This window comes from Acaryochloris thomasi RCC1774 (assembly GCF_003231495.1).
Taxonomy (GTDB): Bacteria; Cyanobacteriota; Cyanobacteriia; order Thermosynechococcales; family Thermosynechococcaceae; genus RCC1774.
Genome location: NZ_PQWO01000006.1, coordinates 213,192 through 236,253, shown reverse-complemented (window position 1 = coordinate 236,253; position 23,062 = coordinate 213,192). Strand labels below are relative to the sequence as shown.

General features: G+C 49.2%; 17 protein-coding genes. 7 read left to right on the top strand and 10 right to left on the bottom strand.

Annotation, left to right across the window (positions count from 1 at the left end):
- Positions 1–282 precede the first annotated feature (282 nt).
- The 3 genes from C1752_RS12080 (at position 283) to C1752_RS12070 (ending at position 2,949) form a co-directional block, all read left to right on the top strand.
- Positions 283–870 carry a YybH family protein gene (locus C1752_RS12080; protein WP_158535080.1) on the top strand — a complete coding sequence of 196 codons (588 nt, stop codon included), beginning with the start codon at positions 283–285 and terminating at the stop codon, positions 868–870.
- A gap of 126 nt (positions 871–996) precedes the next feature.
- Complete coding sequence (locus tag C1752_RS12075; RefSeq protein WP_110986314.1) at positions 997–1,884, top strand: NmrA family NAD(P)-binding protein; 888 nt, start codon at positions 997–999, stop codon at positions 1,882–1,884.
- Between the two features lie 78 nt (positions 1,885–1,962).
- Positions 1,963–2,949 (top strand): NADPH:quinone reductase, encoded by a 987-nt coding sequence (locus C1752_RS12070; RefSeq protein ID WP_110986313.1) that lies wholly within the window; start codon positions 1,963–1,965, stop codon positions 2,947–2,949.
- Positions 2,950–3,024: 75 nt separating this feature from the next.
- Here the strand turns inward: C1752_RS12070 and C1752_RS12065 are convergent, their stop codons facing one another.
- Both C1752_RS12065 and C1752_RS12060 read right to left on the bottom strand, forming a co-directional pair.
- Positions 3,025–4,206 (bottom strand): amino acid ABC transporter permease, encoded by a 1,182-nt coding sequence (locus C1752_RS12065; RefSeq protein WP_110986312.1) that lies wholly within the window; start codon positions 4,204–4,206, stop codon positions 3,025–3,027.
- Entirely contained in the window at positions 4,203–5,366 is a 1,164-nt protein-coding gene (locus tag C1752_RS12060) for an amino acid ABC transporter permease (RefSeq protein WP_110986311.1), read from the bottom strand. The genes C1752_RS12065 and C1752_RS12060 overlap by 4 nt, the downstream gene beginning before the upstream one ends.
- Before the next feature lie 165 nt (positions 5,367–5,531).
- Here C1752_RS12060 and menD point away from each other — a divergent pair, with 165 nt between their 5' ends.
- Entirely contained in the window at positions 5,532–7,301 is a 1,770-nt protein-coding gene (gene menD / locus C1752_RS12055; protein WP_110986310.1) for a 2-succinyl-5-enolpyruvyl-6-hydroxy-3-cyclohexene-1-carboxylic-acid synthase, read from the top strand.
- A gap of 54 nt (positions 7,302–7,355) precedes the next feature.
- Here menD and C1752_RS12050 read toward each other — a convergent pair whose 3' ends face one another.
- On the bottom strand, positions 7,356–9,575 hold the full coding sequence (locus tag C1752_RS12050) for a calcium-binding protein (RefSeq protein ID WP_110986309.1): 2,220 nt from the start codon (positions 9,573–9,575) through the stop codon (positions 7,356–7,358).
- A 1,020-nt stretch (positions 9,576–10,595) separates the two neighbouring features.
- Here C1752_RS12050 and C1752_RS12045 point away from each other — a divergent pair.
- Complete coding sequence (locus C1752_RS12045; protein ID WP_110986308.1) at positions 10,596–11,264, top strand: cysteine dioxygenase family protein; 669 nt, start codon at positions 10,596–10,598, stop codon at positions 11,262–11,264.
- 31 nt (positions 11,265–11,295) lie between these two features.
- Here C1752_RS12045 and C1752_RS12040 read toward each other — a convergent pair whose 3' ends face one another.
- Both C1752_RS12040 and C1752_RS12035 read right to left on the bottom strand, forming a co-directional pair.
- The gene (locus C1752_RS12040) at positions 11,296–11,739 is read right to left on the bottom strand and encodes a peroxiredoxin (protein WP_110986307.1); all 444 of its coding nucleotides are present in this window, start codon (positions 11,737–11,739) and stop codon (positions 11,296–11,298) included.
- A 68-nt stretch (positions 11,740–11,807) separates the two neighbouring features.
- Positions 11,808–14,156 carry an HD family phosphohydrolase gene (locus C1752_RS12035; protein ID WP_233501546.1) on the bottom strand — a complete coding sequence of 783 codons (2,349 nt, stop codon included), beginning with the start codon at positions 14,154–14,156 and terminating at the stop codon, positions 11,808–11,810.
- A gap of 408 nt (positions 14,157–14,564) precedes the next feature.
- Here C1752_RS12035 and C1752_RS28925 point away from each other — a divergent pair, with 408 nt between their 5' ends.
- Positions 14,565–14,714: a hypothetical protein gene (locus C1752_RS28925; RefSeq protein WP_199464367.1), complete on the top strand. Its 150-nt coding sequence runs from the start codon at positions 14,565–14,567 to the stop codon at positions 14,712–14,714.
- A gap of 205 nt (positions 14,715–14,919) precedes the next feature.
- On the opposite strand, the gene C1752_RS12030 is transcribed toward C1752_RS28925, so the two are convergent.
- Positions 14,920–15,981 (bottom strand): D-alanine--D-alanine ligase family protein, encoded by a 1,062-nt coding sequence (locus C1752_RS12030; RefSeq protein ID WP_110986306.1) that lies wholly within the window; start codon positions 15,979–15,981, stop codon positions 14,920–14,922.
- An 834-nt stretch (positions 15,982–16,815) separates the two neighbouring features.
- Here C1752_RS12030 and C1752_RS12025 point away from each other — a divergent pair.
- Positions 16,816–17,661, top strand: a complete 846-nt coding sequence (locus C1752_RS12025; RefSeq protein WP_110986305.1) for a hypothetical protein — start codon at positions 16,816–16,818, stop codon at positions 17,659–17,661.
- 192 nt (positions 17,662–17,853) lie between these two features.
- On the opposite strand, the gene C1752_RS12020 is transcribed toward C1752_RS12025, so the two are convergent.
- The 4 genes from C1752_RS12020 to C1752_RS12005 all read right to left on the bottom strand — a co-directional run bounded on the left by C1752_RS12020 (position 17,854) and on the right by C1752_RS12005 (position 22,722).
- Positions 17,854–18,783 (bottom strand): glycosyltransferase, encoded by a 930-nt coding sequence (locus C1752_RS12020; RefSeq protein WP_110986304.1) that lies wholly within the window; start codon positions 18,781–18,783, stop codon positions 17,854–17,856.
- A gap of 38 nt (positions 18,784–18,821) precedes the next feature.
- Positions 18,822–20,489, bottom strand: a complete 1,668-nt coding sequence (locus C1752_RS12015) for an alkaline phosphatase family protein (protein WP_110986384.1) — start codon at positions 20,487–20,489, stop codon at positions 18,822–18,824.
- Between the two features lie 188 nt (positions 20,490–20,677).
- Positions 20,678–21,763: a glycosyltransferase gene (locus C1752_RS12010; RefSeq protein WP_110986303.1), complete on the bottom strand. Its 1,086-nt coding sequence runs from the start codon at positions 21,761–21,763 to the stop codon at positions 20,678–20,680.
- A 26-nt stretch (positions 21,764–21,789) separates the two neighbouring features.
- Positions 21,790–22,722, bottom strand: a complete 933-nt coding sequence (locus C1752_RS12005) for a sulfotransferase (RefSeq protein WP_110986302.1) — start codon at positions 22,720–22,722, stop codon at positions 21,790–21,792.
- Positions 22,723–23,062: the final 340 nt, after the last annotated feature.

Here is a 23,062-nt window from a genome sequence, read left to right as displayed (position 1 = left end):
ATCAACTTGATGGAAGAGTATCTTCGGATTCAGCATCAGCAAAAAAACAAGGCCGACAGCTTGTCTGAGATAGCGCCAGTTGGTATGAGCAAAACAACGTACAAGACAGTGCTTAAACACAACTCAACCATGATTTATCCGTCATGGATCAATCCAAAATTCTGATAGCAGTCTTTTGCAGTACCCACCTTTGAGCGGAAACGACCGCTGCTTGCAATATCCAAGAAGGCTGAGAACTCATTCGACAATTTATACGCATTTTCTGCTGAGGAGACATTGATGATGAAACTGAATCACCTATTTGCAACTGCTCTGGCTACCACAGGGATGATGTCTGTGGTCGTATCTATCTCACCCAAAGCCTTGTCGCAAAACGTCATCGCAGAAACAGTCTCTAAATCACAATCAGCACTTGACGTCATGACAGGTGACTCTGATGAAGGCACCTTCACTAATTTAATTAACGCTTACGCAGTCGCCTGGTCGTCCGAAGACGGCACGCTTGATGTTGATGCAGTTCGGGTTCTTTATGCCGAGGATCCAGACCTAGTGTTTTACGACGCAATCTTGCCTGAGAGATTTGTGGGTTTTGAAGATATGCGGCAATCAGGAGAAGAATTATTTGCCAACCTGAAAATGATGAAATTAACCCCCACAGGTGATCTAGATATTCGTCGTTATGGTGACGATCTGGCTTGGACAACTACAGTCATGAATTTGGATGCTCAAACCAATGATGGGAAGAAAATTGCTTTTCCCATGCGCCAAACAGCAATTTGGCAACGGCGAGGAAGCAGTTGGACGATGATCCACGAGCATGTTTCAGCACCGATTGGTACTGGTACCAGCAATTCAGAGAACAGAGAGTAATGATGAGGGAGACCTACTGGCGGGGTGAAGTCCATGCAGTGTAGAAGCATTCCATCACTGGCGGTGAGTAGTGCTGGCACCCCAGTCAGACAGCACAATTCGATAAACAGATAAGGGAAAAACATCATGACCACTCAGCCCAATATTCTTGTTTTAGGCGCAACGGGAAAAGTTGGAAGTGAAGCGCTGCGTCAGCTCCAGCTTGCAGGGGATAGCAACCCCATTGCCGCTGTTCGCTCACCAGAAAAAGCCAGGGCGTTTCAAGACCAGGGCATCAAAACGGTCATTCTTGATCTAGACAAACCTGAAACCCTAGAACCTGCACTGGAAGGTATCAATCGCGCTCTGCTGCTCACCGGCTACACCGTTGATATGCTGCGCCAAAGCAAGCGCTTTGTGGATGCAGCCAAAACCACAGGCGTTCAGCACATTGTCCACATTGGGGCATCCACCGCACCCACCAACGAAGTCGCCCACTGGGGCTGGCATCAACTGGTGGAAGCCTATATCGAAAAGCAGGGTTTTAGCTATACCCACTTGCGCCCGGAGGCTTTCATGCAAAACATTACTGGCCCTGGCTACCGCTGGATGGATGGCACCGTCATTCGTCACTATGTGGGCAATGCCCGCTGGAGCTGGATTGACTGCGATGACTTGGCATTGGTGGTCGCCCATGCCCTACGAGAGCCAGAGAAATATGCTGGGCAGGTGATTCCGCTAGGCTATGATGCCAAGACCTTTGATGAAATTGCAGACATTTTTACGCAGGTGACAGGGCAAACATTCACCGCTGAAGCTCGCCCGCCGGAAGAGTTCTTGGAAAATTCTTTAGCTGCCGGAGCTGACCCAGCCTACATCAACTGTGTCTACACACAATTCAAGCTGAATAACGAAGATGCCATTCCTAATGCAGATGCTACCTTCGATAATTTTGAAGCAATTACCGGGCGTAAACCGATGACCTGGCGTGAGTTTGCTCAGCAGCATCATGAGCAATTGGTGGCTGAAGCTTAGCTGTTGATGCGATCGCAAACGAGAGAAGCAGAGTGGCAGAATGACCACACCTGGAAGCAGTGAGCATAAGGAACAATCATGAAAGCAATTTGGTATGAACAGCCGGGCGAAGCTAAAGAGGTACTGCACTACGGTGAGATGGAAACCCCTGAACCAGGACCGGGTGAAGTCCGAGTTGCCGTCAAAGCCTCTGGCATCAATCCATCAGATACAAAATTCCGCAGCGGCTGGATGGGACTCAAGCAGCCTTATCCCCGCACGATTCCCCACAACGACGGGGCAGGCATCATTGATGCGGTGGGTGAAGGCATTGCATCTGATCGAGTCGGAGAGCGCGCTTGGATTTACGAAGCCCAGCGGGGGCAAGCCTTCGGTACGGCTGCAGAGTTCGTTGTTATTCCTGCCCATAAAGCCATTCCCATGCCAGAGAATCTAAGCTTCGCTGAGGGGGCAAGCTTGGGTGTACCCGCGATGACCGCTCACTTTCTGATCTTCAGCGATGGACCTGTAAACGGCAAGACCGTTTTGATTCATGGAGGTGCGGGTGCTGTAGGTATGTACGCTATTCAACTGGCTAAGTGGGGGGGCGCAACTGCGATCGCAACCATCAGCAACAACGAGAAAGCCGAAGTTGCCCTTGCAATGGGGGCTGATCACGTCATCAACTACAACACAGAAAACGTGAAGCAGCGAGTCATAGACATTACCGAAAAGCGCCGTGTGGAACGGATTGCTGATGTGGCCCTAGCCACTAACATAGAGCTGAACGCTTCTTTGATTAGACCCAACGGCGTGATTGCTGCCTATGAATCCGGCAACAGTCCTACCGTTGAAATTCCGTTCTATGACTTGCTGTATAAAAATGCCATGCTAAGGACCGTATTGGTCTATGCCATGAGTGATGAGGCCCATGCAGCAGCAGCACAGGGGATTAATGATGTGATCGCAAATGGCGCCCTCAAATCTCTCATTGCTGCACGCTATGCCTTAGACGAAACAGCGACAGCCCATGACGCAATGGACAGCGGTAAGTTAATCGGTAAAGTCATTGTCGACATTGCTTAAGCACCCAGGGACAACCCACCTCCGCCACCTATTTTCAGGCATTATCAGATGAGAGATTTTGCTGCATCTGTCAGATCAGCTCCCTAACTGTTGCTCTAATCGCCGACTGGCTAAAGACATCAAATAACAAAACCCAAAGTAGACCAACCCAATCACCAGATACACTTCGGCGTAGCGTCCAAGAAAGTCAGGCTGTGACAGGATCGAACGGGCAATGCCGGTCAGCTCCACAAGCCCCACAATAGAGAGCAATGACGTATCTTTAAACAGGCCAATAAACTGGCCCACAATGGCAGGAATCACGGCTCGCAAAGCCTGGGGAAGAACCACCAGCCCCAACGTCAGCATCGGATTTAAGCCCAACACTTGAGCCGCCTCCGTTTGGCCTTTGGGCACAGACTGCAGGCCACCGCGAACGTTTTCAGCTAGGTAGGCGGCACTGAAGAGCGTTAAACCTGCGATCGCACGGACCACTGCATCTAATTCAAGCTGAGCGGGCAACACCAACGGCAGCATCACTTGGGCCATAAACAAAACGCCAATTAAAGGCAAACCCCGAATCACTTCGATGTATAAAATCGAGAGCGTTCGAATAATGGGCAAATCGCTCCGTCGCCCTAGGGCCAGCAGCACCCCCAGCGGGAAAGACAGCACAATGCTCAAAGCCGCCATCAAGAGCGTCAATAACAGTCCGTTCCAGAGGTTGGTGGGCACAGGCGTTAAGCCCAGACCGCCGCTTAGCAGCCAAACAACGACCAAGAAAGTAGAGAACCAAAGAAGGGGTAGACCCCGATTAAGCTGGCCGGGAGGGAGGTGCGATCTCAACCCTCCCCCGGCAAAATATCCAATAACTGCAGTTACCCCGATCATTAATATCCACAGTAGAGAAGCAGAATCAGCTTGCCAAAGAGCCGCCAAAGCGACAGAGCCAAGCAAAGCAAAGGCCATGATCGTCAATGCTTGACGACTGAACTGCTGTACCACCCCCCAAGATAGGCTCACCACAGCCACCACAAGGCATAGCGCACCCCAGACCCGCCACAGTTCAGTAATCGGGAAGCGCCCCACCAAGAATAGACGCAGATTCACAGAGATGACGGACCACTGGGCCTGTAAAATCGTCCAGTGGATAAAGCCGATGCTGCCCTGTACCAGAACCCATATACATAGAAGCGTCAGGACAACGTTGTACCAAGTGCTAAATAGATTACGCCGCAGCCACAGCCAAGCAGCCTCAGGAGAAGGAAGCGTTTTCATCGTTCCACCAGTTGAATGCTGCGATTGTAGAGGTTCATCAGGAGCGAGATGAGTAGGCTGATAGTGAGATAGGTTGCCATCAGCAATAGTAAGACCTCTACGGCTCGACCCGTCTGGTTAAAGGTGGTTGAGGCCACCGCATAGATATCAGGGAAGCCAATTGCGATCGCAAGACTCGAATTCTTCGCCAAATTCAAATACTGGCTGGTCAGCGGCGGCACAATCACCCGCAACGCCTGCGGAAAAATCACCAGACGCATTGTGATACCAGGCTTTAGGCCCAGCGCCTGAGCCGCCTCCCGCTGCCCCTGATTGACGGCGGTAATGCCAGCACGAACAATCTCAGCAATAAAGGCTGCCGTATACAACGTTAGCCCCACCAACAACGTGGCAAACTCTGACGACAGCGTTAATCCCCCCGTTGCCCGCCCTGCCGTCACTTGCGGCAGCGAAAGGGTTAAAGGAGCCTGCTGGGTCCAGATGCGCGCGATGAAGATCGAAAGTGCGATCGCACCTAGAGGCCAAGTCTTCAACTGTCCGGGGCGTCCCTGCTCAAGCTGCTGTCGAGCCTGACGCTTCCACAGGAAGACCGCGCCGATCCCCCCCAGTAATAAACAAAGGCTCCAAACGCCCGTAGCAGAATTGATCTGCAGCCACGGGATCAAAATGCCTTGATTACTTAATAGGATCGGTCCCGGCCACTGAATTCGATCGGAAAAATTCGGCAGCGCCAGAAACACCGCAAAGTACCAAAACAAGAGCTGCAGCAATAGCGGCGTATTTCGCAAAACTTCGACGTAGACTAGGGCGAGCTGCCGCACCAGCCAATTATTAGACAGACGGGCGATCCCCACCGTGATCCCGACAACGGTGGTCAAAACTAGACCAGTCCCCATTACTTTCAATGAATTCAGCAGCCCCACCCACAGCGCCCGAGCGTAGAAATCCGTGGGCTGGTAGGCAATCGGCGTTTCGCCAATGCTGAATCCCGCCTGTCGTTCTAAGAAGTCAAAGCCAAAGGGCAGATTCAAACGCTGCAGGTTAAGGGCTAAATTGAGGCCCAAATAAAGAATTCCGTAGCCCACCAAGAGGAGAACAACGGCCTGTCCACCCCAGCGCCACCATCGCGGCGAAAGCCTGCGACGCGAATTTATGCTCATACGGCTCTTCCTACCCTTGGTTTAGCCTCGAAATATTCAAGACCGTAGGCATCATACTATTCTGGAGTTCAGCCGTCCGCTTAATTCAGCCGCCATTGCTCTCGCAGATCTCTGGCTTTCGCAATTCAACAGCGGCGATGGACCTACGCCAGAGTCGGACCCACTATGACCCTAGATTTCAGAAATCTAAATATGCTGTGGTCCTCATTGCTGATCGAGACCTTGCAGCGTCTGGGGTTAGAGACCACCATCATTTGCCCCGGCTCTCGGTCTGGCCCTTTGGCCGTTGCAGCAGCGGAACATCTCCACATCGAAGCAATCCCCATCCTTGATGAGCGCTCTGCCGCATTCTTTGCCCTAGGCCTGGCCCGCCGCACCGGCATCCCCGTCGCTCTAATCTGCACCTCTGGAACGGCAGGAGCCAACTTCTATCCCGCTATTATTGAGGCCCACGAAGGTCGAGTGCCGCTGTTGATTCTCACCGCCGACCGGCCACCGGAACTGCGTCACTGCCATGCAGGGCAGGCCATTGATCAGGTAAAGATGTTCGCCCATTACCCGAGCTGGCAGGCCGAATTGTCTTTACCTAACCCTGAACCGGAGCGGCTGGCCTATCTGCGGCAAACAATGGTGTATGCCTGGATGCGATCGCAACGTCCCACCCCAGGCCCCGTCCATCTCAATATTCCTTTCCGTGATCCCCTAGCGCCAATCCCAGATCTCAAAACCCAGTCTTTAGCATCAGGGTTTGATGCTGAGCATTTCTTTGCAGCAGTTCAGACGCAGCCAACCCTAGCTCGGGTCAAAATTCCTGAGACGATCTGGGCACAGTGGCGGCAGTGTGAGCGGGGCATCATTATTGCGGGTCCAGCTCAGCCTCTGCAGGCTAAAGAATATTGCGTTGCGATCGCAACCCTTGCTCAACACCTCAATTGGCCGATCCTCGCGGAAGGTCTTTCTCCCCTGAGAAACTTTGCTCACCTCAATCCTCTATTGGTGAGCAGCTATGACCTGATGCTGCGCAATTCAGACCTGGCCCATCGTCTGACTCCAAATTTCGTGATTCGCATCGGCGAACTTCCCACTAGCAAAATCCTTAGATCCTGGCTACAAAAGACCGATCCCCTGCAGTGGTTAATAGCGCCTGAGCACCACAATCTTGATCCCCTACACAGTCGAATCAAGCATCTTCCGCTCAGCATTCAGCAGCTAGCAGAGGCTCTACCGCGACCGCCTATAGCCCAGGATCAATCGGAACAAGATAGAAGTGCGAACGCCTATATCAAACAATGGTTGACGGCAGATCAAGAAACCCGTCAAGACGTTGAGCAAACTCTGGCAAAAACAGATGAACTTTTAGAGCCCAAAGTCTCGTGGGTTCTTTCTCAATATTTGCCCTCCCACACGCCGCTGTTCATCGCTAACAGTATGCCGGTACGAGACGCAGAATCTTTCTGGCAACCAAACGATCTCAACATTCAGCCCTACGGCAACCGTGGCGGAGCCAACGGCATTGACGGAACACTTTCGACGGCTTTAGGCATTGCCCATCGCCACCGTCCCACCGTCCTACTCACCGGAGACTTAGCCCTACTCCACGACACCAACGGCTTTTTGCATTCGCTGGAGGGACATCTAACAATTATTTTGATCAATAACAATGGGGGCGGCATTTTTGAGATGCTCCCCATTGCTCAGTTTGATTCTACTTTTGAAACTTTTTTCGCCACACCCCAGCAGGTTGACTTTGCCCAACTGGGTGCGACCCATGGTGTTGCCCATACATGCATTCAGTCTTGGGAGCATCTAATTCAATTGATCAATCCGCTGCCAACAGAGGGCATACGGGTGCTGGAAGTGAGATGCGATCGCAAGTTAGATACCCAATGGCGACGGCAGCAATTCCAGCACTTTAGCGACATCAAATTCACTTGAAAACAAAAGCAAACTGCTCGGGCACCATGATTAGCACCCGAGCAGCCTCAGGCCCTAGACAATCTGAATATTGTCCGCACCCAAGTTGGCTTTGTTGCTTAGCGTCGCTAGCAGCGTTTGATCGCCAGCACCGCTGCCGTCAGCATCAAAGAACAGCTCACCGGAGCTGCGATTGTAGACAAACCGATCGTTTTGATCTGCAGCCGCCGAACCTAATGTAAACGCAGAATCTGAAAGCGTTCCAAGCGATAGTCCCTCGAAGCCACTGGCGAGCAGTTCAATTGAATCATCCGCAACAGAGAAATCCTCAATAATATCGGCACCATCAGCAGACGACTCAAACCGGAAGATATCGGATCCAAGTCCTCCTGAAAGCAAATCGTTATTTGATCCTCCGATAAGAAGGTCATTATCTCTCCCACCTCGGAGCGTATCGTTGCCAATGCCACCATAGAGAGTGTCATCCCCCGTACAACCGAACAGCAGATCCTGTCCCATTTCACCTAAGACAAGATCACCACCGCTAGAGTCATTGCCGCCAATGAGCGTGTCATTACCGAAGCCCCCTCGTAGCAGATCGGCCCCGTTCGCACCAAAGAGCGAATCATTACCGCTGCCGCCATCAAGGATGTCGTTGCCAAAACCAGCATTGAGCGTATCGTTACCGTCTCCACCCTCTAACGTATCGTCACCATTACCACTCCAGAGATAGTCATTGCCGCTGCCGCCGAGGAGTAAGCCATTGCCATCGCCATCTTTGACCACATCATGGCCTGCCCCACCATCAACGGTGTCGCGGCCTGCCCCACCCCAAAGAGAGTCATCACCACCACTGCCTTCAAGGAGGTCATTGCCAGCACCGCCATTGAGCGTATCGTTACCCGCATGAGCCATCAAAATATCGTCGTCATCACCGCCACGAAGGTCGTCATTGCCCATGCCGCCACTCAAAAGATCCGCTCCGGTGCCGCCGCCAAGCGTGTCGTTTCCGGCATTGCCGTAGAGCGTATCATCGCCCGTGCAGCCAAACATCAAGTCATCGCCAGCGCCACCAAATAGCAGGTCACCGCCACTCGAATCATTACCACCAATCAGCGTATCGTCTCCCTCACCACCATTAAGGATATCGGAGCCGTCGCTGCCACCTTTGAGGCTATCGTTACCAAAGCTACCGATCAATGAATCATCACCACTGCCGCCATTGATATTGTCATTACCAACACCGCCGTAGAGCGTATCATCACCTGTGCAGCCAAACATTAAATCATCACCGGCTTCGCCAAACAGCAAGTCACCGCCAGGAGCATCATTGCCGCCAATCAATGTATCGTCACCGTCACCGCCGTAAAGGATGTCAGAGCCAGTCCCACCATTAAGGCTGTCGTTACCTATACCCCCAACTAACGAGTCGGCCCCAGCACCGCCAGAGAGGGTATCGTTGCCCTCACCACCGAAAAGAGAATCAATACCGCTGCCACCATTTAGACTGTCATCACCGATACCGCCATATAGCGTGTCATCTCCTGTACAGCCAAACAATAAATCATTACCAGCTTCACCAAAGACCAGGTCGCCACCAGCAGAATCATTACCACCAATTAGCGTGTCATTGCCCTCACCACCGCGAAGCACATCAGAACCGTCGGCACCAAACAGAGAATCATCACCATCACCACCCTCAAGGATGTCGTTGCCAGCACCAGCATTGAGCGTATCGTCGCCGATTCCGCCCTCTAGCGTATCGTCACCATTACCGCTCCAAAGCGAATCATTGCCGCTACCGCCCAGCAGTAAACCGTTACCATCGCCATCGCCGACAAAGTCGTTGCCACTACCGCCATCAACGGTATCAAGGCCGGAACCACCCCAAAGGGAGTCATCGCCTGCACCACCTTCAAGGAGGTCATCGCCATTTTTACCACCGTTGAGAGTATCATCACCTTCTTGACCTTGCAGCGTATCGTCGCCGCCACCGCCAAACAAGAGGTCATCGCCCAAGCCACCCATCAACAGGTCAACACCAGCACCACCATCTAGCGTGTCATCACCGATGCCGCCATCCAAGGTGTCATCACCTGTACAGCCAAACAACGAATCATTGCCAGCTTCACCAAAGACCAGGTCGCCACCAGCAGAATCATTACCGCCAATTAGCGTGTCGTTGCCCTCACCACCGCGAAGCACGTCAGAACCGTCGGCGCCACCAAAGAGGGAATCAGCACCAAGGCCACCCTGTAAAGTGTCATTTTCAGTTGTTCCATTCAGATTAATCATCGTTATTTTTGTCCTATTTAAGGTTAGTTTTTTGTGTCGATCTGGCGAATATTTAGAATTACGGCGTGCCCAGCTTCGTTACCTGAGACATAGTCTTTTTCTTCGTAGTTGACCCAAGCCAAAGTAAATCTAGAGGTGAAAAACATTCACGCCCTCTAGAATTCTTGAGCCTATCAACCATTGAAAACAGCTCTTTTGATTCCATTCATTCGTGCCAGACAAAGATAGAGTCACAACAAACAGAGAACTCAAACAAATAAGGTTTAAGCCGAACGACTTTATTGCGATCTATCCATAGAGAATCAAGATAGAGCTGTTACAGAAGATGGAAGTTAGACTTTTGAGATTAGAGAATCAAATAAGGCGGCAACCTAGTGAGTAGGAAGTACGGAAGACCGACTGGTTGCCACTAAAAAATTTTGAGACCAAGGCTCCACGCGGTTTTACCCTGCAGCCGTTTTGGAGTCTGGAAAAGCTTAAGTAATACATTGAACCCCCCGGTTTATGAATAAGAACTCTTCTAAGGTCATCAAGATTGCACAGCTACTTCTAAAGCCGCACAGGATGAGCGATGAGAGTCACATGTAGACAAGTTAATCTAATTCTTGAAATAGTAAAGACTGACCTTATTGAGAGACTCTACTATCTGCTGTGATATGCAGCCTATGACTAGGCCTTTGAGAACTGGAAACACACTCATTGTCATATTTGAGATATTTTTCAAGCAAACAGCTCAGCTGTTATACCCATTTCTACACTTCTTGTATCGGTTCTGTTAGAAGTATTGAAATCACAAAATGACGTACACATCTATATCTAAAATACCCATGGATTTTCATCATCTGACATCAATTTAGTATTTTATTCTCCAGAGATCTTATTACGGGTAAATATAGAACGCCATAGTTACCGATAGCATCTGCCTCAATCTGTTGCTTGATGTAGCGATAGGCTAGCGTTCAGCGCAAAATGGACGGGTGGGTTAATCTAGATGTGCCGATTTACCATGGAAGACCTTTGATGGATCATTCCCATATGCCCAGTTCGGCCCTCTTAGAGGTTGGGAAGAGTGGCATCTGCAGACCGATGCAGCCCCCGTCTCAAAACATCGAGCATTTCCCGCAGCGGGATCCTTACCGCTTTTGTCGGTTTCTGTGTGATCTTGAAGATCTAGTGGAAACAGTCTCAGACGATTGCGATCGCATCCGTATTGCCGCCCTTCTAGTCCAACGGCTCCTGGCCCAAGCCCACTGGATTATGCCCTCTTGTCCCGAACCCGAACCCAACAAAGGTTTAGCCATTCAGCGCCTCTATCGAGAACCGGGCTATCCTTTTACAATCAAGCTTGTCTCTTGGCTACCGGGAATCAAATCCCCTGTTCATAACCATGCCGCCTGGAGCATCGTCGCCATCATCGGAGATGCCACCTGCGGACACGAAAGAAATCAGTTCTGGCACCGCCAAGATGATGGTCGTCAGCCAGATTATGCTCAGCTTCAGCCGGCAGAGCAGCACACTCTCAAACCTGGAAATATATTAGGGTTGATGCCCGATGCTATTCACAGCGTCGAGCAACTCAGCGCTCCGCACAGTCAGAAACCGACCTATACGTTCAACGTATACGGCAAGGCTGACCTCAAGCGACGCTATATCTTTGACCCGGCGACGAATCGCCTAAAAAACCACTAAGGCTGCTCTGAGCTTTCGGCCCTGCTTCAGGCTACAGACCTAGACCAAGATCACTCAAAATATCGGTCGCATGGGTCTCGGTCTTCACGCTTTCATAGACACGATGAATTTGACCTTGAGGATTAATGACATAGGTTACGCGCTTAGCCCGCCCACCGGCATCAACGTCATAGGCTTTGATAATCGAGAAGTCAGTATCCACCAGTAGCGGAAACGGAAGGTTGAACTTTTGCGTAAACTGCTGATGTGATGCTTGATCATCAGCACTCACGCCCAGCACGACAATATCTTTACCCTGATAGGCTGCATAGCTATCACGGAAGCTGCATGCTTCCTTTGTACAGCCGGACGTATCATCCTTGGGGTAGAAGTATAGAATCACCGTTTGACCAGCTAAATCTGAGAGTGAAATCGAATTACCCTGCGTATCTTGGGCGCTAAATGCTGGAGCAGTTGCGCCGACGGCTAAAGTCATAATCAATCTTTCCTATGATTGCGAACTGGCCCTCGATGGGATGAACCCAAACGACCCAGAGGGTAGTGTTACATATTTTGTCGTCCGATGGTGGGTAGATTACTCATCGGGTAGGGAATCCGCTTGTGATGAAACTGCATCCAGACATCAATAAAAACATCCAGTAAAGTGTTCAAATTTTCACGCGTCAACTGCGAGTCCACAAGCTGCTCATCCTGCCAGCGTGCCTTGAAAATCTTGTTGACGGTCTGTTTTGCTGTATCAGGCGTGGCGTCCTTGAGAGACCGCAGCGCTGCTTCACAGGAGTCCGCCAGCATTACAATCCCTGTTTCCCGAGATTGAGGAATAGGACCGGCATAGCGAAAGTCTGCTTCATTGACGGCTTCCCGCTCCGGATCGTTGGCAACGATCTCTTGGGCTTGATGATGAAAGTAAGCCACTGCCATCGTGCCCTGATGCTCAGGGATAAAGGCCCGAACGGCTTTCGGCAAGCGGCATCTGCGGGCCATCACCAGCCCTTCAGTCACATGCTTAATGATAATGTCAGCACTTTGCCAGGGATCATTAAGCTGCTCATGGAGATTCTTGCCCTGCATCTGGTTTTCAATAAAGGCCTGAGCATCATGCATTTTGCCAATGTCATGGTACAAAGTCCCTGTTCGCACCAGCTCCACATTCCCGCCTAGGGCGCGGGCTCCTGCTTCAGCTAACGTCGCAACGAATAAGGTGTGCTGAAAAGTCCCTGGCGCTTCTTGAGCGAGACGCTTGAGCAGAGGACGGTTGGGATTGGCTAGTTCTGCTAGCCGAATGGGCGTCACCAAATCAAAGAGGTTCTCTAGATAGGGGCTGACGCCTAGGGCGATCACACTCCAACCCATACCAATCAGACCTTGAAGAGCAGCGGTTCCGAGGGCGCTAGCAAGAGCCACACCTGTAGCCGTCAATAAAACAAAGGCTGTCAGACCCTGGGTAACGGCAACGACAAGGCCTAAAAGCGCTAACTCCTCGCGGGCACGGGGTCGAGAAGCAAAAATGCTGCCCACTAAGCTACCGGCTGCGATCGCAAGTAGAGTCGATAATCCACCGCCTAGCCCCAAGGGCATAAGGGCCGTCAGCAGAATAATGACCGTCGCCCCCAGAATCGACCCGTAGAAGCTACCCACCAGCAGTCCCACAGCAGGCAAACTCGCATAGCTCAGCTCAAAGGCCCAGGGAATCAGGGGTACTGTCAAAGACAGTAGCAAAATCAAGATGTAATCGCGCCGTGACAGGGAAGGACGCACTCGAGTTTGAATAAGCCAGAAAATTGCGATCGCACCGCTCACCAGCGTCACCATGAGAGCCAACCCCCCTCCGTTGATTCCGCGTTTGCTGAGGCCAAAGTGGTCCAACAGCACAAAGTTCGCCTGGGTAATGGGGGCACCTGCGGTGACAATCGTTTCTCCCTCGGTGACGCTAACCGTCACAGGCTGAACCGTCTGAGCAGCCTGCTCGCGCTGTCGCAGTGTCCCGGCTGGATCAATACTTAGGTTGGGCATAAGCAGAGACCGCAGTAAAGGCATCCCAGCCGCCTGAATATCAGGATTCAAGTCCGCTAAGTTCAGCTGAATGGCCTGCCGCAATACCTGCGGCGGCAACCCCGGCGGAATGCCCTGAGCCAGCATGCGGTCTTGCACAGCCGTGAGCTGCTGAGGAGCATCCTTCCAAACTTGATCCACGGGCGACAGAATCAGATGAATCTCAGAAGCCGGCAAACGACTCTCTCGAACTGCCGTCTGATATCGCCGCTGCGCCTGTGATAAGCGTTGCATCAATTGTGACCAAGATAAATCCTCTGAATCCTGATCTCGGTAATCTAAAAGCTGCTCCCAGGCCTTCTGAGCCTCTAAAGAAGGCTGTTCAGGGCGTTGAGGGGGGCGACGATCAAGCTCTTTCCGTAAAGCCTGAAAATCAGTGCTATCCATGCGTCGCAAATAAACCTGCACAGAAGTCGATAGAACACCAGGATCCACATAGGGCAAAGGTCCTGCTGCCTGTCGCGTTTTCTGAACCTCAGCCAAGGTGCGCTTAAAATTAGCCTTAATCTGCCGAGTCTGTGCCTGATTGACCATGAAAATACTTAAGGAACTTTGGCTAGCTTCCTTCCGTGCAGCTTCTGTTGCCAGCTGATCCTCAACCGTCGCATCAGCAGGAGCGCGAATGGTCTGAGGCGCTGGAGTTCCAATCGCCAGCTTTGGCTCATTATAAAAGCGATGCCCAATTGTGCCCGTCAATGCAGCAATTGAAATAGTAATCAACAGAATCGGCGACCTCGTCTTCGCGGACTGACGGACGCAGGCCGACTCCTTCGATGCTGAGTTCGAGGTTGCTGACCACCAGTGGATAAAGTCGAGCTTCTGGAAGCGAAACGGTTTCATAAACGCGCAGGCAATATGTAGAGGAACCTGATTGAATTAGTTCAGAAGCAAAAAACTAAAGTTGAAAGTAAGTAGACCATAAGACAAACCAGGACTTAACATCCTGTCTTCCTGCAACTGAACAAAGAACTGTGCTCCCATATTCCCCGATTATAGTGAACCGTACAGAACGGTTGCTGTCAGGCAGGGGAATCATCAGTGCTCTGCCAAAGCAATCTGGGCCAGAAGAATCGCAACAGACAAGAAATTAAACATAACTTAAGCAATGATTGTCTCACCTTAGCCTAGAATCAACTTGTCATAGTAAAAGATGCTTTGTAATCTACTGCGTTTGCTAGCAGTTGTGTGACATTTTTGCTTTATGGCTTATAATCGTCGAACAACCTATTTTCTTCGGAGCGCACAGGCATGCTTAAGAAGTCTTGGGAAGCCCCCAAATTAATTACTCACGGCTCCATTGAAGAGTTGACTCAGGTCAACTTTGAAGATGCAGTCAAAGTCGGTCAATTTCTTGCACCGGATCAGGGTTTTGGTCTGTTAGCCAGCATCAAAATCTAGATTTCAGCTAGGGGGGGTATAACAGTCTCAATCGCTTCTCGCTAACGCGTTTGGACTCGTTAGCAATAATTGCAATCAGCCAGCACGTTTGATAAAGACAGAGATAGCTTGCATAGCTGCTCACTATGTTACGGGCTGAAACAAGCACCTCTCGAAGATAGATTAAAGCGCTCTGCTAACAAAAAAGAATGTATGCTTGAAGGCCTCAAAGTTTTGAGGCCTTTGCCTTTTCACAAGCCAGCGTAATCAGCTTCTCCACGAGAGCTGGAAATTCGACACCTGTTTTTTGCCAGAGTTGCGGATACATGCTTGTTGTGGTGAAGCCAGGCAGGGTGTTGATTTCATTAATGAGGACTTCACCCGTCGATTCTATATAAAAGAAGTCAATGCGACCTAAACCAGAGGCATCAACAGCCTGAAATGCTTGAATAGCACGTTCTTGAATAAGTTGAGAGATTTTATCTGGCAGCTTTGCAGGAATATATAGGTCAGCTTTACCCTCTGTATATTTCGTCTCGTAATCATAGAAGTCGCTATCAAAGGTTATTTCACCGATCACTGAGGCTTTTGGCTTGTCGTTGCCCAGCACCGCACATTCGACTTCACGGGCAACGACACCCGCTTCAACAATAATACGACTATCGTATGCTGCGGCACTGTCTAGGGCTGCTTCTAGCTCAGAGCGAGATCGGACCTTTGAGACCCCCACCGATGATCCCAGATTGGCAGGCTTCACAAAACAGGGATACTCAAACTCTGCCTCTAAATGATCGCAAAGCTTAGTATACACACAGGGATCGGACCAAACTTGAGCACGCGTCACAGCCTCGTACTTAACCTGCGGCAAGCCCGCAGCTGCAAACACCGTTTTCATAGCAATCTTATCCATCGACGCGGCTGAGCAAAGGACTCCAGAGCCAACGTAGGGAACCTGCATCAGCTGCATCAGTCCCTGTATGGTCCCATCTTCACCATTAGGACCGTGTAAAATTGGGAACCACACGTCTACCTCAGATGTATCGCTCGGGAACTGCCAGAGATTGGGCTTTTCCTCTCGCTGGGCAGCTTTAGCGGTTGTCAATACCTGCTCAGCCACATCACCAGAATGCCAAGAGCCAACCTTAGTAATGTAGAAAGGCTTGATGTTATACTGAGCCAGATTTGATGGAGCCTGCAGTGCCTGGTAAATGGCCTGTGCAGAGATAATTGAGACCTCGTGCTCTCTTGAACAGCCCCCAAACAAGAGTCCAACGTTTAACTTTGCCACAGGCTTACCCTCAGGGATCTTCGATGCCAGTCAGACTATCACAATCTAACTTCATTTTTCAGGAAAACAGAGTAGGCCTGGATAGGCATACCCCGCGCACTAAAGAAACTATTCCACTGATAGTACACGGTCACTGTCGGTGGGTGAGTATCTAATGACAAACGTTTGTTACCCATATGATGAGTCTGGCAACTCTAGAGACTCTGTGTCCAAACAACGTCTGCCAGTGGATTTTATGTTCAATGACAGTTGCAGCTAATCTTGTCACTTGCATTTCTAGTACAAAGATAATTTAGGCGGACTGAAAAATCACTCAATCTTGCCAAATATCCTTACACCTACAACTTAAAGTCTGGATAACCATGATCACATGAGTCGAGCACCAATTGTCGAAATCCATGCATTGCCCAAGATGCCTGAGATGCTCCGTCTACCCAGAGTTACTGAGACAGAACTCTTTGACTAGCCAGTTTGCCAGAAAATTTACGCAAGGTATTGATCACTTTCAATTACACGTGGGCACAATTACGTAGTAATGCTTTTCGCGCCATCAGTGAAACTCATTCAATCAAGAAAAGCATTGAATTTAGCTTTTGACAAAGGTAAAATCTGTTACACCAAAAACAGTAAAATCTTTCCAAAAAGTTGAGTACTGAAACAAGCGAAAATCAGATACATATCAACAAGTTCTTGCAGAAAAAACTGCTAGACAAAAAGATAGGAGACTTGCTCATATTGGTCATAAGTACCGTCAAAGCGTGACTCCATCTAAAAAACCAGAGGACTTAGTCCTCTGGAGACAATGACATTAAAACATACGGGGGAAATATCACCATGCGTTTAACGCAAATAGCGCTTTCTGGCGCTGCAGCTTTAGCCTGCTCTGTAATAACCCAAGCAACAGTAACAGATGTTGCATCTGCAGCGACACCGAAAGGCGTCTCTGTAACGATGAAGGAGCTGAAAGACACCGTCTCCAAACCTCATGAAATCTCTCCAATTCCTAGCGTACCGGCTAACTGGAACTTTGCACGCTATCCCAAGCCTAGTATCCAGAAGGGCACCTTAGATAGAGGTCCAGGCCCTGGATACAGCCAGTTCAACCCCTGGAATCATATTGACTCAGTGAAGGGGAAAGCACCAGCCAATACCCGTGTTCAGATGGGTGATCTTGTCATGGCTATTTATAAAAATGGCAAGTGGCATGAGAAAAACTTTGGCCCACCTTGCAATGCTGTCACTTTTAGCTTTGGTAAGCTTCGGGCTCGAAATAAGAATGCAGCCAAGTGCTCGAGTGGCTATGCAAATGCGGGAATCAATCTCTATACGTGGAAAGATCCCAAGCAGCATACGCATGGATGGTCTAAGGGGCGCGCGCAGCACAATTCTAAGGATGTTAAGTACATCATGGTCTGGGGCACAGCCAGAACCGCTAAGGTTAACCCGAACAAGTCAGCCAACCTCAATGGTGGTCATTATCAGTACGGGATTGGTGCGGATAAGCGTAATCCTAGCCTTGTCGGAAAGGTTATTCCTCCGGTAACCCATGGTCGCCGCAAATTAATCAACAGCAAATGGCAGGTCTACCTCGCTCACACAATGAGTCCCAATACACTAAAGAAATTGTGTCAGCAGAAGAAGTTACCTCCTAGCCTTCCTTTCAAAGGTAGCTGTAATTAACTCTTTCTAAGTTATTTAGAAAGAGTAGTAATACTCACCTTGTGACACCTTACGGTTTGCAACTGCTGCCGTAAGGTGAGTATCAAGGGAAGCTTAGATTTCCATAAACCAAGCTCTCCCTGGCTTTATTTACAAAGACACTCGGGTGTTCAAATCAATACGTATACAGATTTCAAAAGAGGTCATTTACGGTTAGTCTTTGGCCGCTAGAATCCCAATAATATATCCCGTAATATTTGCGATACGGCATCTTGCTTCTAGACAACGAGAATTCTTGTTGGGAAGCAGTGACAAGATGATTGGCTGGGGCGATCTCAGTAAATTAAGAAGAGAGGATAGACTCATGCGCCACCGTTTCAGCCTTGAGGGTGACTGTTCACTGGCTTTCAAGAAGGCACGCGATACTCCCTGCCAGTATGTTCTTTGAATAAACCACTTTTGTCTCAGGCGATCGACGACGATGTGATGGCGAACCAGGACTTTAGGATTGTAATAAATATCAAAGCCCTGCTTGCGAAGCTGATTTTGAAGCGCAAGTTCTTCGTTTGAAAGCAGTTTTTTGCCCTGACGCCCAAACTTAGTTTGGAAACCATGGGCAAGACTTAAGGCCTTATGAGTAAAGGCCATGTTAGCTCCGGCAATATATTGGCTTTCGTCGATCACGCTGGGCTCGCTGGACCAGTCTAGGATAGTGAGATAGGGCAGTAGACTATCGGGAAGCCACTGTGGGCGATCAGCTTCCCAAATCGGATCGATTTTCCCACCAATACAGGCAGGCTGGGGAATCACCTTTTCAAAGTCGTGGACTAAGGTTGCGAGCCAATGGGGGGTTGCGATCGCATCATCATCTAAATAGGCGATATACTTCCCTTTTGCAGCCTTCCAGCCTGTATTGCGAGCCTGAGAAAGCCCAATTTTAGGCTCATAAATGTAGCGCAGATTTTCAATCGTGCTGAATATTTCATCGACCGTCTGCCGAGTATTGTCGGTAGAGCCATTATCAACGACCACAATCTCGTACTCACGTGCTGCGAGTGTCTGATCGACAAGGCTCTGAATTGCTTTCTGTAGATAGCTAGAGCGGTTGAAGGTGCAAATAACAGCAGAGATACAGACAGCCATACTCGCTTTAGTGAGAGAGCTTGCGGATAGATTCTAGCTCAGACCGCATTTGCGGCATGTGCATGGCGAGAGGCTTTAACTAAAGATTTACCATCCAAGTGGTCTGGGATAGGAGCACCCATCAAGTCTAGGATAGTAGGCGCTAAATCAACGCAGTGTCCAGCAGATAACGTCGATCCTGGCTCAATCCCTGGCCCTTTGGCAATCATAAAGCCTTGGGCACGATGACTGCCGGTGCGCCGATAGGGTACGGGCCCAATACGACCCAACTGAGGATGCTCGACAACATCTACAGCAACATCATTCCATTTGACCACTAGATCTGCGTCAGGGAGGCGATCGTCTCGATCATCAGCAGCGGCTCGCGTCAAAATTACTTTGTCTACGACTGGCTTGCCCGTCCTGGGATTGACTAATAGATAAAGCTGCTCTGTTAGTTCAGCGCACAGCTGATCATAGCTTTCAGGATTAACAAGACCATTGGGCTCACGTCCGGCCAGATTAATCCGAATATAGCCCTCCGAGAAACTAGGCAGGGCAAAGGCTCTCATCTGTGGCCAAAAGGGTTTAAACCACATGGCTGGCTGCCAGTAATAGGCCTGCCCCTGCCTTTTAAGCTGCTGCGAAGTTGCCAGTCGCCCATCACCTGCAAACAGACGGTTGATGTAGCGGTGAAATTTCTTGGGGAGATGCGATCGCAAAAGCCGCTCCACAGGATTTCGAACATAACGGCGCTCCCAAATATCCTCAGACCAACCTTGATCACGCGCTGAAGCCACTAGAGGAGGCGCATCAACACTTAACTCGTCGGGCACAAACATCATCGCGCCCGCAAAATTAAAGCGGTAGAGGAACTCAGGCAAAAACAGCATACTCATCACATCAGTACTGTTATCACCACTGCCGTGCCCCGAAAAGACCACAATGCTGGTATCGTCCGTCGTTTCAGCGAGAATTTTGCCCAGAGCATCATCTGCAGCCTGAAAAACATCTAGCATTGGATCGCCTTGGGGCATTCCCTCAGCCCGATAGGGATAGACCGGATGCTGCGGTTGACTCAAGTGCCATAGGTCATGTCCTGCTGAATGCGTTTCCCCAAAAATCGTCAGGAAGAGATCCCACTCCTCTTGACGCAGTAAACTACGGCAGATATCAACCCGTCGCTTCAGCCCCTCTAGCAGCGATTGATGCAAGCGATTAATATAGGCGCAGTCCCACCAGCTTCCATGATCCTTATGTAGGGCTGGATGCTCACCATGCTGATTTTGAATTTGGGCAAAGAGATGTTCCGGCTTCGAGTAGCTCGGGGTCTGTGGCGAATGAGCCCCCCATCCCAGGACCTGAATACCGTTCACGCGATCTGAAAGCGTGGACTGGGGTACATCAAAAGCTGCAACGCGATAGCGATCGCCTAACGCATAAAACGGAGCATAGGGCTGAAAATCGTATGCTCCAATTTCCTCAATTTCATAGGTCCCCGACTGCAATTTTACAGGCCCCCAATATCCTGTCTTCTGGGGCATACAGCCAGTCAGGAAGGTAGTCCAGGGGGTCTCTGCTTTGAAGTAATCAAGGTTCGTCAGCGGCGCATAGGCCCCACCCATGCGGAGAGACTGTAGATTAGGCAATAACCCCTGCATCATCCACTCATTGAGTAGCTTGGGTGGAGCCGCATCTAAACCAATTGCAACAACTTTTTTATTCATAGGACTAATAATAATCCAATCGTCCTGAGAATGGACAGCGCCGAACATTGAGAACACACACCTCAAGTCTACTGGCACCCAAGTGGAATCAGCCACCAGAGACACAGATCATGAATAGAATTTGCGCCTACAGAAAGCCCGCACGGCCTATCGATAATGAGGCCCGAAATTATGCTGTTTAGCCAGTGCTAGCGATCCAGCGGCCAATCAACTGAAACGGGAGGCCAAGTCAACCCAAGATCACGCAGCAACTTTCGGGAAAACCCCTTCTCAGAGACATATGGGAACAATCTATAACGGGTTAGACGTGCGAAAAATCTGAGGCTCAAACCTCTGAAGAAAACAAGCCGTGCAAACAATGCTTGTCGCATGTTTAGATCTGACGGCGTGCTGTCTTTCTCTAAGTCTTTCTGGATAGAATGCCTATCAACAGAGTTCCGGTACTTGTACTTCAAGTGAGCCAGTAGGTTCTGCTTCTCCATCTGAGCATGTAGATAGTGAGCTGAATTTAGTTGCAAAAACTGTTCAAGGTTTGATGCAGCAATCTTAATGATGTTTTCAAAATTTTGGGGTGAACCAGGAGCCTGCGTTGCTTGTTCGTCATACCTACGCCAAGCAGCCAGCAATTCTGGAATGTAGAGAACATCAGTGTAGAAGCTCAGGCGCATACTCCAGTCATAATCTCCGGCCGAACCGTAGGAACTAGAGAAACCATTCATTTTCCCAATAATATTTCGACGGAAGACCAGTGAGTTCATCGTCCGATAGACAGTGCGATAGACAAAATGCATCATGAATTCACAATGGGCAGATCGACGATGAGCGTAATGACTAACTCCAGAGTAAAGCGAGAGTTGCGATCGCAAAATCTGATCGTATGAACGTGTAACCTGCCCCTGCTCATCAACATAGTTGAACTGAAAATGGCAAGCATCAATATCGGGTTGAGAATCTAGAGCGAGAGTTGTCTTGCTGACTAAATCCTCATTACAAACATCATCACTGGGCAAAAAGTAGAAATACTCTGTGTCCACATGCTTCAGACACTCATTCCAATCCGCATACATACCCTGCTTCAACCCTCGCAGTATTTTAAAGCGCGAATCTGAAGCAAACTGCTGTAGATAGTCCCAACTCCCATCAGAAGAAAAGCCATCAACAATGACACATTCCCAGACATCACTATCTTGAGACAGAACACTATCAATACAAATTGGCAAATACTGAATCTTATTGAGATTAGGGATACAAAACGTAAATCTTGAACGAGTCATTATAAATTTTATTAGAGAGCAGCCGATTATTGCCAGTCTTCATCAGCATAGAAGTTACAGGAAACGGCTTCTACCTGAGTTCGTATTCTTTCAATCTCGGTAGTCGTTAATTTATTCTTCCAGCTCTTAATATTATCCTTGCTGTTGCGCCTCAAAGTGTGGGTTACATCGCTTGTACCCTCAACAGGATTGCTAACGCTACTATATTCCTTGATTACTTGAGAGTTCTTTTCTGTGAACTCCAGGTTTAGATAATTAAAGATGTCTTGAAAGACAAGCAGAGGCTGCTCCGAGACATCCTCATGCCGAACGAACAGCCAGTCACCGTGGGTTTCTTGATATTTTTGGATCATATGATGTAGGACCTTCCACAGCAAGGAAGCTTGATCGATAATATCGTAATCGCCGTTCGCATAAGATTTTAAGGCAGCTTCAAAAGGATAGAGATGATCTCTCATGAGTTCATCCTGGTCTAAAAAATTAGAGAAGGAGAACTCCCATCCCTTCTGCTTAAGACTGCTTGCGAATGCCGCAGGGTGCCGAATCAAAACAACGACATCCATATCAAACTTTGATGCAAGCCACTCAGCCGAGAGCAAAGCTAACGGATCTTTTAGTAAAGGTCTTTTTCCTAAAATTTTATATTTGTTAAATGCTAGAAATTCTCTAGATATCTTATATAGATTTTTGCTGCGTTTTTCTTCCCTTAATTCTGCACCTAGACCATAGGAGAAATTGAGCGTCCTTTCGATTTTCCTGTAGAAGCAATCTGCATTTTCATCTGAAATATAGGTATACCAGTGGTCAAATCTTGCACTGCTGATACCGATCCCTGGAGGATGAGATACATTAAAAGGCTCTCGAATATAGACGACAGAAGGATTTCCTGCGATCATTCTGCCTACCCATGTTGAGCCAGAACGGTGTGACCCAGTTAGTAAAATTGGCTTTCTACTCATTTTTGAATGCTGATGTAAATCTAGCCCGGAAGTGATAAGCAGTTGTGAGAGTTCACACCTTGATGAGGACTTGTTACAGACGATCAAGCGCCATTGTGGCTATTGAAGCTTACAGTAGGACGCAATGCAAGAGAGCCTATAGTAGCGAAAGATATTCTTTGAGCTTCTGCCTGCTATTTCTGAATAGCTGCATACCTTACAAATTAGTTTCAAATTAGATGTCTACATTGTCTATCTGCTAATTCATCAAAAGATCATCTGATAGGCAAAATTATTTAAGTCATATATTTCAGCATTTTAATCATTGACAAGTCAGAATGCTGATATTGCAAGCTAGGCT